At 66.2% G+C, this 15,189-nt stretch carries 12 protein-coding genes; 5 read left to right on the top strand and 7 right to left on the bottom strand.

The window, feature by feature from the left end; genetic code table 11:
- Window positions 1-33 precede the first annotated feature (33 nt).
- Both DM868_RS13435 and DM868_RS13430 read left to right on the top strand, forming a co-directional pair.
- Window positions 34-603, top strand: coding sequence for a 5' nucleotidase, NT5C type (locus DM868_RS13435; RefSeq protein ID WP_137277348.1), 570 nt, complete (start codon window positions 34-36; stop codon window positions 601-603).
- Window positions 604-656: 53 nt separating this feature from the next.
- A complete protein-coding gene (locus tag DM868_RS13430; RefSeq protein ID WP_137277347.1) occupies window positions 657-1,481 on the top strand; it encodes an aldo/keto reductase in 825 nt (274 codons plus the stop codon).
- A gap of 12 nt (window positions 1,482-1,493) precedes the next feature.
- Here the strand turns inward: DM868_RS13430 and DM868_RS13425 are convergent, their stop codons facing one another.
- The 3 genes from DM868_RS13425 to DM868_RS13415 form a co-directional block, all read right to left on the bottom strand.
- Window positions 1,494-1,775 carry a DUF6360 family protein gene (locus DM868_RS13425; protein WP_137277346.1) on the bottom strand — a complete coding sequence of 94 codons (282 nt, stop codon included), beginning with the start codon at window positions 1,773-1,775 and terminating at the stop codon, window positions 1,494-1,496.
- A 60-nt stretch (window positions 1,776-1,835) separates the two neighbouring features.
- Window positions 1,836-2,708 (bottom strand): esterase/lipase family protein, encoded by an 873-nt coding sequence (locus DM868_RS13420; protein WP_170964521.1) that lies wholly within the window; start codon window positions 2,706-2,708, stop codon window positions 1,836-1,838.
- Between the two features lie 176 nt (window positions 2,709-2,884).
- Window positions 2,885-3,406 (bottom strand): hypothetical protein, encoded by a 522-nt coding sequence (locus DM868_RS13415; protein WP_137277344.1) that lies wholly within the window; start codon window positions 3,404-3,406, stop codon window positions 2,885-2,887.
- 441 nt (window positions 3,407-3,847) lie between these two features.
- Between DM868_RS13415 and DM868_RS13410 the strand changes: the two genes are divergently transcribed.
- Window positions 3,848-4,900 carry an NAD(P)-dependent alcohol dehydrogenase gene (locus DM868_RS13410; RefSeq protein ID WP_137277343.1) on the top strand — a complete coding sequence of 351 codons (1,053 nt, stop codon included), beginning with the start codon at window positions 3,848-3,850 and terminating at the stop codon, window positions 4,898-4,900.
- A 143-nt stretch (window positions 4,901-5,043) separates the two neighbouring features.
- On the opposite strand, the gene DM868_RS13405 is transcribed toward DM868_RS13410, so the two are convergent.
- Window positions 5,044-7,710 (bottom strand): valine--tRNA ligase, encoded by a 2,667-nt coding sequence (locus DM868_RS13405; protein ID WP_137277342.1) that lies wholly within the window; start codon window positions 7,708-7,710, stop codon window positions 5,044-5,046.
- A gap of 137 nt (window positions 7,711-7,847) precedes the next feature.
- On the bottom strand, window positions 7,848-8,462 hold the full coding sequence (locus DM868_RS13400) for a TetR/AcrR family transcriptional regulator (protein ID WP_137277341.1): 615 nt from the start codon (window positions 8,460-8,462) through the stop codon (window positions 7,848-7,850).
- Between the two features lie 310 nt (window positions 8,463-8,772).
- On the opposite strand from DM868_RS13400, the gene DM868_RS13395 reads away from it, so the two are divergent.
- Entirely contained in the window at window positions 8,773-10,389 is a 1,617-nt protein-coding gene (locus DM868_RS13395) for a COG1361 S-layer family protein (protein WP_137277340.1), read from the top strand.
- 3 nt (window positions 10,390-10,392) lie between these two features.
- Window positions 10,393-12,909, top strand: a complete 2,517-nt coding sequence (locus tag DM868_RS13390) for an efflux RND transporter permease subunit (protein ID WP_137277339.1) — start codon at window positions 10,393-10,395, stop codon at window positions 12,907-12,909.
- A gap of 10 nt (window positions 12,910-12,919) precedes the next feature.
- Here DM868_RS13390 and DM868_RS13385 read toward each other — a convergent pair whose 3' ends face one another.
- Together DM868_RS13385 and DM868_RS13380 are read right to left on the bottom strand one after the other, a co-directional pair.
- The gene (locus tag DM868_RS13385) at window positions 12,920-13,321 is read right to left on the bottom strand and encodes a hypothetical protein (protein WP_137277338.1); all 402 of its coding nucleotides are present in this window, start codon (window positions 13,319-13,321) and stop codon (window positions 12,920-12,922) included.
- Window position 13,322: 1 nt separating this feature from the next.
- Window positions 13,323-15,179 (bottom strand): SLC13 family permease, encoded by a 1,857-nt coding sequence (locus tag DM868_RS13380; protein WP_394347536.1) that lies wholly within the window; start codon window positions 15,177-15,179, stop codon window positions 13,323-13,325.
- Window positions 15,180-15,189 lie beyond the last annotated feature (10 nt).

The following is a 15,189-nucleotide window of genomic DNA, read 5'->3' as shown; positions in this document are numbered from 1 at the left end:
CCATTTAAATCGCTCCGGCCCCTAACAGCGGTAATGACCGACCGCCCCCTCCCAACCGGCTCGACGCTCCTCGTCGATCTCGACGGCGTCGTCGCAGAGCAGCTCCCCCGGCTCTGTACGCATCTGCGCCGCGAGTACGACCACGACGTCGAACCCAACGAGATCGACGCGTGGTCCTACGACGTGCCCGGCGTCGACGGCCACGTCGGCCACGTCATCGGCGAGTTGATGACCGATCACGCCGAGTGGTACTTCGGCGGGATGGAGCCGCGCCCAGGTGTCGCGGAGACCCTCTCGACGCTCCGCTCGGCGTACCGCATCGAGATCGCGACCCACCGGATCCCCGAGACGCACGACGTCTCGAAGGCGTGGCTCGACGAGCACGGCATCGAGTACGACGCCTTCCACGACGAGGTCCCCCGCGACAAGGGCGCGCTCGACGGCGACGCGCTCATCGACGACTACCACGGCAACGTCGCCAACGCGCTGTCGGCGGGCAAGACGGGCTTCTTGATGCGACAGCCCTACAGCGATCCCGCCGCCTGCGACGGCGCGCACGTCGTCGACTCGTGGGACGACGTTCGAACCCTGTTTTCGGTGTGAGAGACGCGTCGACCCGCGTTTTATACGTCGTCCGCTCGAAGCCGACACGACACATGAGCGCGGACACCTTCGACATCGGCGGCGAGTTGACGGTCGACAGGCTCGGGTTCGGCGCGATGCGGATCACGGGCGAGAACATCATCGGCGAGCCGGACGATCCCGAGACCGCGCGCGAGGTCCTCCGGCGGGCGGCGGAGCTTGTCGACCTGATCGACACCGCCGACTCCTACGGGCCGGGCGTCAGCGAGCGACTCATCGGCGAGACGCTCGCGCCGTACGACGACGTCGTCGTCGCGACGAAGGGCGGGCTGTTGCGGAACCGCGAGGGCGAGTGGCTGCCCCGCGGCGACCCCGACCACCTCCGAAACGCCGTGTTGTGCAGCCTCGATCGGCTCCGGACGGACTGTATCGATCTGTACCAGCTCCACCGACCCGACCCGGAGGCGGACTTCGAGGCGAGCGTGACGACGCTCGCGGAGCTGAAGGACGACGGCGTGATCGAGCACGTCGGGCTCTCGAACGTGAGTGTCGACCAACTCGAGACGGCCCGTGACCACGTCGAGATCGCGACCGTGCAGAACCAATACAACGTCGCCGACCGCGAGGAAGCCGACGTCCTCGACGCCTGCGAGGAGCTCGGGATCGGCTTCATCCCGTGGTTTCCGCTCGCGGCCGGCGAGCTCGACTCGGTCGACGGGCTCGCGGAGATCGCGGACGCACACGAGACGACGGTCCAGTCGATCGCGCTGGCGTGGCTGCTCGAACGATCGCCGGTCACGTTGCCGATACCCGGCACGTCGAGCGTCGAGCACCTCGAGGCGAACGTCGCCGCGGGCGAGATCGAGTTGCGCGACGAGGAGCTCGCCAGACTCGCCTGACCGGGAAGCCGACTACTCGCTCGCCGCCTCGACCGTCTCGGCGTGTTTTTCGAGGTCGGCGGCGAGCGTGCGCGCCTCCTCGGGCGAGAGCCGAACCGTGTCGGCGTGCGGCTCCAGCCGCTCGAGTTCGGTATTGTCGAGTTCCAGTTGCAGCGAAACGTGGTCCGGATCGGTCCGCGGGCTGGTGACGTTCAGGACGGCGTAGGCCTCCTCCGTGAAGCCGTGGCCCTCGACCTCGCCGTCGAGGAGATCCAGCGTCGTGTACGCGTTGACGGTCATGATGCGGCCGGCCATACCGGACGGAGGGTGTCGTGCGGCGTAAGGGTGACGGCGACGGGACTTCGTCGAACCGGACTACTTCGGCGCGGCGACCTGATGTTGGACGTTGTACGGGTGGGTCCCGGAGACCCACTCGAAGATGTGCTCGATGGCCCGCAGGTCAGCGCGAACGCCGTCGTGGTCGGTTTCGAGCGCGAGATTGGTCGCCCCGTCGAGGACGGGGCTGTCGTGACAGCGCCAGAAGATCGTGTCATCGGTGCCGCGGATCGTGTAGTAGTCGATGTCGCCCGGCGTCTCGTCGGTGTTTAAGCTGGCGAGCGGGTGGTCGGGAACCTCGTCGTAGTCGGCGCGGAGGAACCGGTTGCTCCCGTAGGGGCCGCGCTGGAGGCCGGTCTCGACGCACCACGTGCTCAACACGGTGCCGTGGTTCGCGCCCGCGAGGCCGACGAAAGTGTCGACCCACTCGAAGCGGCCGCGGGTCGCGAGCCAGTAGCGGAGCCCGGTGACGGCGAGGCTGTGGCCGACGACGTCGACCGCGTCCGCCCCGGTGTGCTCGCGGATCTCGCCGACGAAGGCGTCGAGCTGTTCGGCCATCGACTCGTGGGTCGGCGTCCCCTCGCGGAAGGTGATCGCCCAGAGATCGTTGCCGGTGTAGCCGCGCTCCAAGAAGAACTCGGCGTGGGGCTCCCAATCGCAGGCGTCGCGTTGGTTGCCGTGTGCGAAGACGACCGGGCGGCGGTCGCTGTCGGCGCCGGTGCCGTGATGCTCGTGCCCACCCCACCCGCCGTACGCGCCCTCGGTCGCCCACGGGAGCCGACCGTCGTCGGCCCGACCGTGGGGACAGCCGACCGCACAGCCGTCGCGCTGCTGTGCGCTCCGAAACTTCCGGACGCCCCGGAGGATTCCCCACGGAACCGATAGCCCTTGTGGTGGTACACCAGTTGACACAGTACCGTACTCAAACATTCCGGGATACTTAAATGTCGGCTTTCGTCGCTCGGTTTGTATATAAAAGGCAGCGACTACCAGCGTCGGAAAAAAAGCGAGCCGGGGGGCCGCTGTGTGGAGTATATAAATTGACGGGCGTCTCAAACGTTCTCGACCGTCAGCGAACGTCGGCCGCGTCAGCCGAAGATGCCCCTGAGGACAACAGCGACAACGTCGATGACCACCCATTTTATCATGGCGAACGTCCCGATGCCAGAGATGGTGATATCGTCGTTGACGACGGCGAACCGGAACTCCGCCTCGGGGCTGTCGGACGCGATGATTTCATCCATCGTCGCCTTGTCCGTGTCCATCCGGAGCGTGGCGTCGTCACGGGGTCCGAGTTCCACTTCCTGCATCCGGAGGTCGTCGTCCAGCGTGAACGACACGGACGCCTCGGAGCCGTTCGCGGGGTCGTCCACGACGAGGTTCACGTCCTGATCTTGCAACTGAGTGGCCATGAACCCGAAATCGTCCCGATTGACGTTCTCGTTGTACGTCTCGACCATCGGCTGCATGTCCTCGAACATCTCGACCGCCCAGTCGGGTTGGTCACTTTGGGCCGCCGCCGGCGTCGCGACGGCGCCGACCGCGGCGACGACGAGCATAATCGAGAGAACCACGCGCATGACGGCAGTACGGTCCGGTATGTGTTTCATAACTAACACATAATGAATTTAATAGGATATAAAGTAGTAGGGTGGCGTGCTACCATGGAGTTGGTCGGGTCGAATGCCGGTCACAGCCGGCTGGGTACTCCCTCTGTACCAGTCGGTAGGATACTTCTCCCGTTGCCGGCTCGTGAGTCGAGGTGCGTGCCGTCGGTCGAAGGCGCGTGCGAACCGGAAACTGCTCGAACACCATGATCGTCGCCGCGCCCGAGTCGAGGATCGTGCTATCCGCGGGACACGTGAGGAGGTACTCGTGGCTGCTGAACGAGCAACGCACCTGAGTGGACGGACTCACGAAGCGCGTTGGGTGCGGGTGCCGAACCGTCTCGGGTCATCGGGGTTCGGGCGGAGCCGAAATTATCACGGCACGGGAACCCAGCCTTGGGATTATACTCGCGCCCGACCCCCATCCTAGCGGAGAAATTTCCGATGGATGCATTCGTTATGGAGCAGATTGGTGAGATCGGATCCGCCGAAAAAGATGTCCCGGACGCGGGCCCAACCGACGCCATCGTTCGGCCGACGAAGGGGCTCGTCTGCACCTCGGACGTACACACCGTCCACGGCGCGATCGGCGAGCGGGAGAATCTCACGCTCGGTCACGAGATCGTCGGCGTCGTGGAGACGGTCGGCGAAGACGTCGACGTGTTTGCCCCGGGCGACCGCGTCGCCGTGGGCGCTATCACCCCCGATTGGGGCTCACTCGCCGCCCAGGACGGCCACCCCTCCCAATCGGAGCAAGCCCTCGGCGGGTGGAAGTTCGCGAACGTAAAGGACGGCACCTTCGCCGACTACGTCCACGTGAACGAAGCCGACGCGAACATGGCGCACATCCCCGACGGCGTCTCCGACGAGGCGGCGGTGTACGTCACCGACATGATGAGTACGGGATTCATGGGCGCCGAGCACGCCGAGATCCCGATCGGAGGGATCGTCGCGATCTTCGCGCAAGGGCCCGTCGGACTGATGGCGACGAAGGGGGCCGAGCTTCAGGGCGCCGGCCACATCATCGCCGTCGAGACGGTGCCGAACCGACAGGAGCTCGCACGGACCTACGGCGCCGATGACATCGTCGACTTCGAAGATGGCGATCCGGTCGAGCAGATCATGGAGCTCACCGACGGTGAGGGCGTCGACGCCGCCATCGAAGCGCTCGGGACGAGCGGGACGCTCGAACAGTGCGTCTCGGTCACGAAAGCGGGCGGGAAGATCTCGAACGTCGGGTACCACGGCGAGGGCAAACACGTCTCCATCCCTCGAGAGGATTGGGGCGTCGGGATGGCCGAAAAGGACATCGTCACCGGGCTCTGTCCCGGCGGCAGGCTCCGATTGCAGCGTCTGCTTCGGCTCCTCGAGCGCGATCGCGTCGACCCGACCCTCATGACGACACACGAGTTCGACTTCGAGGAGATCGACGAGGCGTTCCGGCTGATGGAGACCAAAGAGGACGACATCATCAAACCGCTCATCCACTTCGAGTGATCCCGGACGCGTCAGTGGCGCAGCGCGCTCGGATCTCGAGGGGCCGTGTATTGATAAACAGGCACTGACGTAGGTCCGAACGAGATATAAACAACCGCCGCGGCCTGAAGCGCCAGTATATAAATCCCGACGCGCCAGCGCCCCTACTCGAACACGAGGATCGTCGCCTCGCCCGCGTCGAGGATCGTGACCTCCTCGCCGCTCTCGGCGCGCTGTTCCTCGACGATCTCGAACATGTCCGCCTCGACGGTCAGCGTCTCGCCGTCGACCTCGAACTCGACGTGCCCGGACGTGGTGAGTTCCGCCTGTAGCTCGACGGGGTCGGCCGACTCCAGCCGGCCGACGACCGCGCCGGCCCGATCGCGGAAGACCGGACCGAGCTCGCTGTGGTCGATGTCGACGCCGACCGGAACGAGCTCGACGTTCGGCGATCCTTCCTCGACGTAGACCGGGCCGTTGACCGTGTCGGCGAGGTCGTACGTGTCGAGGGGGCGCTCCTCGTCGAGGTACACCTCGATACGATCGAGATCGGCGTTGAGCGGCTTGCCCTCATCGGATTTCCACCCACGGATCGTCGCGGCGATCTCGGCGATCAGCTCGCCGCGCGCCTCGGCGTCGGCGTCGTCCTCGGGGATCTCCGGCCACGCGGAGCCGTGGACGCTGCCCGCCGTCGGCAGGTGGCTCCACGCCTCTTCGGTGATGAACGGCGCGAACGGCGACAGCATCCGAATCGAGGCGCTCAACGCGGTGTACAGCGCGTGCTGGGCGGCGCGGCGCTCGCCGGGCCGTCCCTCGTAGAGCCGGCCCTTTATCAGTTCGAGGTAGTCGTCGGCAAGGTCGTGCCAGACGAACTCGCGGACCTTCCGGAGCGCGCTGTCGAAGCGGTACTCGTCCATGTCGGCGGCGACCTCGTCGGCGACGCGGGCGCACGTCGAGAGGATCCACGCGTCGGCGTCCCGGTAGGCCGGATCGGCGATCTCGGGCGTCGACTCGTCGACGTGCTCGGAGGCGAAGCGGGTGATGTTCCACAGCTTCGTCTGGAATCGGGTCGCGGAGGTGACTTCCTTCCACTGGAACTGGATGTCGGTGCCGGGCTGGCCGCCGAGCGCCATCGCCTGTCGGAAGGCGTCCGCCGAGTGCTCCTCGACGACCTCCTCGGGCTGGACGAAGTTGCCGCGCGATTTGGACATCTTGTTGCCGTCGTCGCCGAAGACCATTCCGTTGATGAGCGCCTCTTCCCAGGGAATCTCGTCGGTGACGGCGACGGTCCGAAGGATCGTATAAAAGGCCCACGTCCGGATGATGTCGTGGCCCTGCTCGCGCAGTTGGACCGGCTGGAACGCCTCCTCGGGCCAGCCGGCGACGTACATCGCCGAGATGGAGGAGTCCATCCACGTGTCCATCACGTCCGTCTCGCCGGTCCACACCGTTCCGGCGGTTTCACCGCCTCCGCCTCGCGACCCCTCCGGGCTCGCGCCGGCCCCACACTCCGGACACGACCCCACGGCGGGGTCCTCGGCGGTCGGATCGACGGGCACCTCGTCGACGCCGGCGATCTCGACGTGGCCGCACTCCGTGCACTCCCAGGCGGGGATCGGGGTCGCGAAGACGCGCTGACGGGAGATGACCCAGTCCCACTCCATCCCCTCAGTCCACTCCTCCAGGCGGGTGTACATGTGCTCGGGGAACCACTCGATCTCCTGGGCGGCCTCGAGGATCTCGTCTTGGTTCACCTCGACGAACCACTGCTCCTTCGAGAGGATCTCGATCGGCGTGTCGCAGCGCCAACAGCAGCCGACGGACTGTTCGGTGTGTTCGTGGTCGTTCAGGAGCCCCGCGTCGTCGAGGGCGTCGGCGATCTCGGATTTGGCCTCGTCGATGGGGAGTCCCTCGAACTCGCCGGCCAGCTCGTTGAGCCGGCCGTCCTCGGTGACGGCCGCGCGAAGGTCGAGGTCGTGTTCGGCCCACCAGGTGACGTCCTGTTTGTCCCCGAAGGTGCAGATCATGACCGCGCCAGTGCCGAACTCGCCGTCGACGTCCTCGTCGGCGATCAGTTCGATCTCCTGGCCAAACAGCGGCACCTCGAAGGTGTCACCGACCCGGTTGGCGTAGCGCTCGTCGTCGGGATCGACGGCCATCGAAACGCAGGCCGAGAGCAGTTCGGGCCGGGTGGTCGCGATCTCGATGTCGTCGTTACCGACCCCCTCGAAGGTGACGTAGTAGAGCGTTCCCTCGCGGTCCTCGTTCTCGACCTCGGCGTCGGCGATGGCCGTCTCACACCGGGGACACCAGTTGACGGGGTGTTCGTCCTGATAGACGTAGTCCGACTCGGCCATCTCGACGAACGAGCGCTGGGTCTTCCCCCAGTAGCTGTCGTCCATCGTCCGGAACTCGTGGTCCCAGTCTTGTGAGAACCCGAGCGTGAGCATCGTCTCCTTCATCGCGCCGATCTGCGATTCGGTGTGCTCAATGCACCACTCGCGGAACTGCTCGCGGGAGACGTCCGTGCGGTGGATGTCGCGGTTCTCCTCGACTTTCACCTCGGTCGGCAGTCCGTGGCAGTCCCACCCCTGCGGGAAGAGTACGTCGTCGCCCTGCAGTCGGTGGTACCGGGCGGCGTAGTCCATGTAACACCAACCGAGGGCGTTACCGATGTGGAGGTTGCCGGTCGGGTACGGCGGCGGCGTGTCGATGATGTAGTCCGGGCGCTCGTCGTCGTCCGCGTAGCTGTAGACGTCCGAGTCGAGCCACTCGTCGCGCCACTTGCGCTCCGCCTCTGCTGGGTCGTAGCTGTCTGGAACCTCGCTCATGATTGATCTCGCGTAGACCGGTCGGTAGTCACGTGGCACGTGCGCGCGACGGAGAAGGCGCGCGGTTACAGCCCGCGTACTACAGACCGGGTCGCGCTCATACCTCGTGTCCGACCGTTCCGGATAAAAAGGTTCGCTTACGGCTCTTCGTCCCCGTCCTGGAGGTACAGCGTTCGTTCGTTGTACGCGCGGAGCTCTTCCCGGATGTCGGCAAGCCACGCGTCGTCCACCGAGGTCGCATAGCGGAAGAACGCCCCCGAGAGCACGGTGTGGATCATCCGGGCGGTTCGCTCCGGATCGACCGCCCGGAAGACCCCCTGTTCGACGCCGGTCTTAATGATCGTTGCGATTTGAGCCTCGAAAAACCGATCGCTCCGCGTGAAGTAATCCCTGTACGCCTCGTTGTGCGGTGCTTGCCCCCGGAGTTCGACGAGCGCTCGAACGAACTGCTGGGCCTCCGCGGGCGCGTCCACGAGCGACGGCCGATCACAGACCGTTTCCATCGCCTCGCGCGGATCGGCGGGCGGACCGGCGTCGGTGTCGGCCCGGTAGTTTTCGAGCATGAACTCCAGACACGCGAGAAGGAGATCGTCCTTGCCGTCGTAGTGGTGATAGACGAGCGAGACGCTCTTGTCGAACTCCTCGCCGATTCGTTCCATCGTCAGATCAGCGTAGCCGTGTTCACAGAGTGTACGGTAGGCAGCGGCAAGGATCTCCTCGCGCGTCGACTCGGGATCCTCAAAGACGTCCATTTCGGACACCTCGGTGGAGGGCGCTAAAGACTGTCCCGGATTCGGCGGCGGGCGGTCCGACGATCGGGGCCGTGGAGGTCCGGAAAGCGGGGACTGGGGAGGGCAGGAGTGACATACGCCGTATACTACACCCACCGCGTTAACCGTTTTGAATAAACGTTCAATCAAAAACGTTAAATCCGTTCCGTGACTCTATCGACGCGATGGATTGGTCCCGCCTTCCCGCTGACGCGATGTCCGTCACCCGCCTCGGACGAACCGGCACCTCCGCTTCCGTTTTTTATACCTTCACCGCGATCGGATCGGATCGATGAGTTCCGGGCGATCACCTACCGCTCGATCTGCGGCGTTCGTCGCCCTCGTACTCGTCGTCAGTCTGCTCGCGACGACGACGCTCTTTTCGGGCGCGGCCGTCGGACAGGTGAGTCTAGGCGAACCCGAACTGGACGCGTACCTCCCGGCGAACGAGGTCGCCCCCGGCACCGAATCGGAGTTCGTCGTGCGCGTCCAAAACGACGCGTCGGTCCAGGCCGGCACCGCGACCGGGGCGGTGACGACCGCTCGCGCCGTCAGCGTCGAGATTACCGACGAGGGACCGTTCGACGTGCGAACCGGTAAAACACCGATCGGGACGATCCGCGACGGTGCCGTCTCGTCGGCGGAGTTCCGCGTCGTGGTACCTAAACACATCGACCCCGGAACCTACGAGATCGAAGCCGAGATCGACTACTCCGTCACGAATAGGCAGACCTCGGCCGGCGACCAGCGCCTCCGTCGAAGCACCGAAGAGACGTTCGAGGTGACGGTGACCGACGACGCCCTCTTCGCGATCGGCAACGTGACGACCGACGCCCAGCCCGGCACGACGGGCGAGGCCGAAATCGAACTCAAGAACGTCGGCTCGGCAACCGCCTACGCGACCACGGCGACGATCACGGGCGGCGGCGGCGTGACGATCGACGGCGGCAACGCCGAGGCGTTCCTCGGCGAGTTCGATCCGGGCGCGGTTCGAACCGTCGGCGTTGACATCTCGGTCGCCGAGGCGATCCAGGCCGGTGAAAAGCCGATCGAGGCCGTCTTCGAGTACGAGAACGAGGAAGGCATCGACCGCGAGCCGCGGACTGCGACGCGGAGCATCGTCCCGAACGCGGCCCAGTCGTTCACCGTCTCGACCCTCGATGACACCCTCTCGGTCGGCTACGCCGGCGACATCACTGGGACGGTCCGAAACGACGGTCCGAGCGAGATCACCGACGGCGTGTTGGTCATCGAACCGGCCAGCGACTCGCTCGTGATCGAGGAGCGACGGATCGCGCTGCCGGCGCTCGCCGCCGGGGAGACGATCGACTTCGAGTACCCGACGGAAGTGAGCGGCCAAGCGTCCCCCGGTCCCAGACAGGTCCGCTTCACGCTCGAATACGCCAACGGCGGGCGCACGACGGCGACGATCGGGCCGGTTTCCGACCGCGTCGTGGTCAACGAGAGCCGCGGCGAGTTCTCGATCGGCGGCGACGACGTACGGGTGACGCAGGGATCGACGACCGAGCTCACGCTGTCGATTACCAACGAACGTCCCGAGACGCTCCGGAACGTCAACGCGAAGCTGTACGCCGATAGCCCGCTGTCGACGTCGAGCGACGAGGCGTTCGTCGACGAGCTCGAACCGGGCGAGACGGGCGAGATCCGTTTCGACCTCACCGCGGCGGGCGGCGCGATGCCGAAGACGCATCGGGTCGAACTCGACTTCCAGTACGATACCGAAGGCGACGAGACGGTGCTCTCGCGCACCTACCAACACCCGGTCGAGATCGAAGAGCGGGTCGACGACGGCGACGACGGGCCCTCGACGCTCGTCGTCGCGGTCGGCGTCGTCGCGCTCGTTGCGCTGCTCACCGGGGGCGTCCTCTGGTGGCGGCGCAGGGACTGACCGATGACCGACCGGGACACTGAGCCGGCGGAACGAGCACGATCCGACCCGCTCACGAGACGCGTCAACCCGCTCATCATCGACCGCCCGAAGACGGTCATCCTCGCGTTTCTCGTTCTCACGGCCATCTTCGCCGGCGGGATCGGTGGCGGCGGGGGACAGCAGGCCGGCACCGACCAGTTCACCGAGAACCTCGAGGAGTCCGAGGCGCTCGAGGACATGCAGGAGAACTTCGACGGAGGGGGACGGGCGAGCGGCGGCTCCAGCGCGAACCTCTTTTTAGAGGAGTCAAACGTCCTCTCGAAGCCGAGCCTCCTGCGGATGATCGAGGCACAGTACCGGCTCGAAACGCACGACACGCTCCGGGTCAGTTCGACGACGAGCCCGGCGTCGCTCGCGGCCCAACAGCTCGACCCGACGGCGACGACGGCGGAGGAACAGCGTCGGGTGCTCGAAGGGGCCTCCGAGCGACGGATCCGCGGCGCGCTCGCCGACGCCGACGAGGCCGTCGGAATCCCGGTGAGCACCGACTACAACCCGGCCGACGGCTCCGCATCGGTCGCACAACTGGCCGTCAGCTACGACACGCCGCCGCTCGCCGACGCGGACGACCGCGCCAGTCTCCAGTTCCGAACGGTCGACATCGTCACCGGGATCGACGGCTACGGGTCCGGCGAGAACGTCGTCGTCTTCGGCGACGCGATCATCGAACAGGAGGTCAATCAACTGCTCACCGACACCGCGATTCTCGTCTTTCCGGCGGCGCTGCTGCTCATCACCTTTTTTCTCGTGGTCGCCTACCGCGACCCGATCGACCTCGGGTTGGGCGTGATCGCCCTGCTCATGACGCTCGTGTGGACGTTCGGATTCATGGGTTACGCCGGCATTCCGTTCTCGGACTCGCTCGTTACCGTCTTCCCGTTGCTCTTGGCCGTCGGAATCGACTTCGGCATCCACATCATCAACCGGTATCGCGAGGAGCGCGACAGCGGGAGCGACATCGCCGACGCGATGCGGATCACGACGCGACAGCTCTCGACGGCGCTGCTCATCGTCACGCTCACGACGGTGATTGGCTTTGCGGCAAACCTCACGAGCACGCTGAGCCAACTGCAGGACTTCGGGATCGTGGCGGCGGTCGGCATAGTCTTCACCTTCCTCATCTTTGGCGTCTTCCTGCCGGCCGGAAAGATCGCTTTCGACGGAGTTCGGGCGGAAACGCGGTTTCCGGACTTCGGGACGAGCGCGCTGGGTCGGGAGGGATCGATACTCGGGTCGATCCTCCCGGTCGGGGTCACCGCGGCGCGTGCGATGCCCGCGGTCGTCCTCGTGGCAGCGCTCGCCATCGGGGCGGCCGGCGGCGCGTACGGGAGCGGCGTCGACACGGAGTTCTCACAGGAGGCGTTCTTCCCGAACGAGGACCGGATCGACCAGCTACAGGCGCTCCCCGAACCGTTCGCCCCCTCGGAGTACACGTTCATGGCCGTCCTCGACTACCTCGAGGAGGACTTCGAGCAGGGGTTCGTCGGCACGGTCACGCTGTACATCGAGGACCGGGACGTCAGATCAGATGTGGCGCTCGAAGATATCGATCGCGCGCTGCAGGATCCGCCGCCGGCGTTCGAGAGCGAGGATCGCCGGGCGGAGGCGACGAGCGTCGTCGGCGTCATGCAGTCGCAGGCAGCAGCCGATCCGGAGTTCGAGCGAACCGTCGAGCGCTACGACACGACCGGCAATGGGATTCCGGATCGAAACGTCGACGAGGTGTACGAGGAGCTTCTGGCCTCCTCGGCCGGCGATCGGGCCCGCAACTCGCTGACCGAGGACCGGAGCGCGACCCGCATCGAGTACCAACTCGACGTGGACGCTGACCAGACAGAGGCGACGCTCGCCGCGAGGCAGGTCGCCGAGGACATGCGCCTCGACGCGGTGCCGACGGGCGACCTCGTCGTCAACCAGGTCGTCATCAACCGGATCACCGAGTCGGCGATCAACAGCCTCATCGCCGCCTTCCTGCTCACGGCGTCGTTTCTCATGATCTCCTATTGGTGGCTCGAGGGGCGGGCCGTCTACGGCGTCATCAACCTCGTCCCGGTGTTGATCACCGTCGGGGTGCTCGCCGGCTCGATGCGGTACTTCGAGATCCCGCTGACGCCGTTCAACGCGCCGATCCTCTCGGTGTCGATCGGGCTGGGCGTCGACTACACCGTCCACTTCATGCACCGGTTCGTCGACGAGTTCGAGGCGGGCGAGGAGCTCTATGACGCGCTCCGCGTGACGGCGCAGGGGACCGGCGGGGCCCTCACCGGAAGCATGCTGACGACGGTCTGCGGACTCGGCGTGCTGTATCTGGCCATCATCCCGCTGATCGCGGACTTCGGCCTGCTGCTCGCGTTGGGCGTGCTGTACGCGTACCTCGCGTCGATCCTCATTCTACCCTCGGTGATCGTCGTCTGGCACGCGCTCGAAACGCGGTACCTGCCGGCGCTTCGAGCGCGGGCATCGCCGCTGTCGGGGTGAGCGGCGGCGCTCACGGGGAATGGCGATGCTCGACCGTCAGCGCGTCCGGCAAGGCCGGGCCGCGACGATACGGGTCGATCTCGAAGGCGGCGAGCGTGACGACGAGCCGCCCCGACTCGATGGGCGCGCGCAACACGACGCCGCGGCTCGTGACCGCCAGGTAGGGAACGTCGGGGACCGGACGGGCCGCGAGGTCGCCGCCGGCGGCCGCGACGGCATCGGCGAGCGCCCCGACGAGCGGTTCGAGGAGATCGGCCCGCGCGAGCGTCGTTCGATACGGGTCGACGACGGCGTCCCGGTCGGTCGTCGTCTCGCCGTCCCACCCGGCGGCGACCGCGTCCGCACACGAGAGCGCGCGCTCGAGGACGGGACGGTGGGCGTCCAGCAGTCGGTCGCGGACGGCGTCGCGCATCTCAGACCCCCCAGATGGCCGCGATCCCGAGCGTCGTCACGACGGTCAACAGCAGTTGCAGCGGCGCGCCGACCCGGAAGAAGTCGGTGAACGTGTAGCCGCCGGGGGCGTACACCATCAGGTTCGTCTGGTAGCCGATCGGCGTCATCAACGCCGTCGAGGCGGCGAACGTCACCGCGAGGACGAACGGGAACGGGTCGGCCCCGATCGCCTGAGCGGCGTCGACCGCCACAGGGATCATCAACACGACGCTCGCGTTGTTGCTGACGACGTTCGTGACGAGAGCGGTAAACAGATAAAACAGCGCCAAGAAGGCGATCGGCGAGAGCCCGCTCCCGGCGAGGACGACGACGCTGGCGAGCCACTCTGCGGCGCCCGTTCGCTCCATCGCCACGCCGAGCGGAATCAGCCCGGCGAGCAGGAAGATCACGCTCCAATCGACCGAGGAGTAGACCTCGTTCGGTTCGACGCACCCGGTCGCGACCATCGCGACCACGCCGCCGAGCGCGCTCACGAGGATTGGCACGATGTCGAGGGCGGCGAGGGCGATGACCCCAGCGACGATCCCGAGGGCGATCGGAATCCGGGTCGTCCGGAAGTCCGGTCGCGTGAGTTCGCGCGCGAGGATGAAGTTTCGGTCGGTACCGAACCGCTGAATCGTCTCCTCGGTCGCCTGGATCAAAAGCGTGTCACCGCCGCGAAGCCGCCGTTCGTCCATCCGTGCGTGAATGATCTGCCCGCCCCGCCGGATGGCGAGGACGGTGGCGTCGTAGCGGGTTCTGAAGTTCAACGTCTCGAGCGTCTCGCCGACCAGCGACGTTTCCGGCGAGATGACGACCTCGACGAGGCTCTGTTCGACCGCCTGCTCGACGTCGTCGGACTCCACTTCGAGGCGCTCGTCCGTGACGCCTGCGTCGGGGGCGAGGTCAAGCCCCTCGGTGTCTATCAGCTCCAAGAGCGTCTCCCGATCGGCTCGCAACACGAAGATGTCGCCGGCGCGGATCTCCTTTCGCGCGAGCGGTTCCGAGAACACCGATCGGCCGCGGACGAGCTGGACGATGTCGACGTCGAGATCGACCGCTTCGAGGCTCTGTTCGACTGTCTCACCCACCAACGGCGAGTCATCGCGGACGACGACTTCGGTGAGGTACTCCGCCATATCGAAATCCTCGACGAGTTCGTCGCCCGTCGAGATCCGCTCGGGGACGAGATACCGACCGACCGTCGCCATGTAGACGACCCCGGTCACGAGAACGACGAGGCCGAGTTGGGTGAATTCGAACATCGAGAACGTCCGGCCGATGAGCCGGCCCGACACGTCCGAGGCGAGGATGTTTGTCGACGTGCCGATGAGCGTCAACATCCCGCCGAGCATCGCCGCGAAGGAGATCGGCATGAGTAGCTTCGAGGGGGAGACGCCGGTCTTCTTCGAGATCGTGTTCACCATCGGGATCATGATCGCGACGACCGGCGTGTTGTTGATGAAGCCGGCCGCCCCGCCGGAGAGTCCGAGCACGGCGAGCAGCTGTTTGAACGGGCTGTCGCCGAAACGGTCAGCGATCCTGACCGCGATGATGTTGACGAGCCCTGACTGGCGGATTCCCTCGCTCAGGATAAACATCGCGAGCACCGTGATCGTCGCCGAGCTGGCGAAGCCGCCGACGCCCTCGGCCGCGTCGATTCCCGTGCCCGGCAGGACGATGAGCGCGACCATGACCCCGATCGCGGTGATGTCGATCGGGATCGGCTCGATCACGAAGAGCACGAGCGCGACGGCGACGATGGCGAAGACGAGGAGTATCGCGGTCGTCAGCGGCGGGATCTCGACGCCGGCTTGCAGGACGACGGGGCCGACCATTTCCGGCGAA

Source organism: Natronomonas salsuginis (assembly GCF_005239135.1).
Classification (GTDB): domain Archaea; phylum Halobacteriota; class Halobacteria; order Halobacteriales; family Haloarculaceae; genus Natronomonas; species Natronomonas salsuginis.
This window is presented reverse-complemented; position numbering and strand designations above follow the sequence as displayed.

Excerpts from the sequence above, each read along its gene's own strand:
- DM868_RS13435 (WP_137277348.1), top strand. The coding sequence starts at position 34 with ATGACCGACCGCCCCCTCCCAACCGGCTCGACGCTCCTCGTCGATCTC.
- DM868_RS13430 (WP_137277347.1), top strand. The coding sequence starts at position 657 with ATGAGCGCGGACACCTTCGACATCGGCGGCGAGTTGACGGTCGACAGG.
- DM868_RS13425 (WP_137277346.1), bottom strand. The coding sequence starts at position 1,775 with ATGGCCGGCCGCATCATGACCGTCAACGCGTACACGACGCTGGATCTC.
- DM868_RS13415 (WP_137277344.1), bottom strand. The coding sequence starts at position 3,406 with ATGAAACACATACCGGACCGTACTGCCGTCATGCGCGTGGTTCTCTCG.
- DM868_RS13410 (WP_137277343.1), top strand. The coding sequence starts at position 3,848 with ATGGATGCATTCGTTATGGAGCAGATTGGTGAGATCGGATCCGCCGAA.
- DM868_RS13405 (WP_137277342.1), bottom strand. The coding sequence starts at position 7,710 with ATGAGCGAGGTTCCAGACAGCTACGACCCAGCAGAGGCGGAGCGCAAG.
- DM868_RS13400 (WP_137277341.1), bottom strand. The coding sequence starts at position 8,462 with ATGGACGTCTTTGAGGATCCCGAGTCGACGCGCGAGGAGATCCTTGCC.
- DM868_RS13395 (WP_137277340.1), top strand. The coding sequence starts at position 8,773 with ATGAGTTCCGGGCGATCACCTACCGCTCGATCTGCGGCGTTCGTCGCC.
- DM868_RS13390 (WP_137277339.1), top strand. The coding sequence starts at position 10,393 with ATGACCGACCGGGACACTGAGCCGGCGGAACGAGCACGATCCGACCCG.
- DM868_RS13385 (WP_137277338.1), bottom strand. The coding sequence starts at position 13,321 with ATGCGCGACGCCGTCCGCGACCGACTGCTGGACGCCCACCGTCCCGTC.
- DM868_RS13380 (WP_394347536.1), bottom strand. The coding sequence starts at position 15,179 with ATGGTCGGCCCCGTCGTCCTGCAAGCCGGCGTCGAGATCCCGCCGCTG.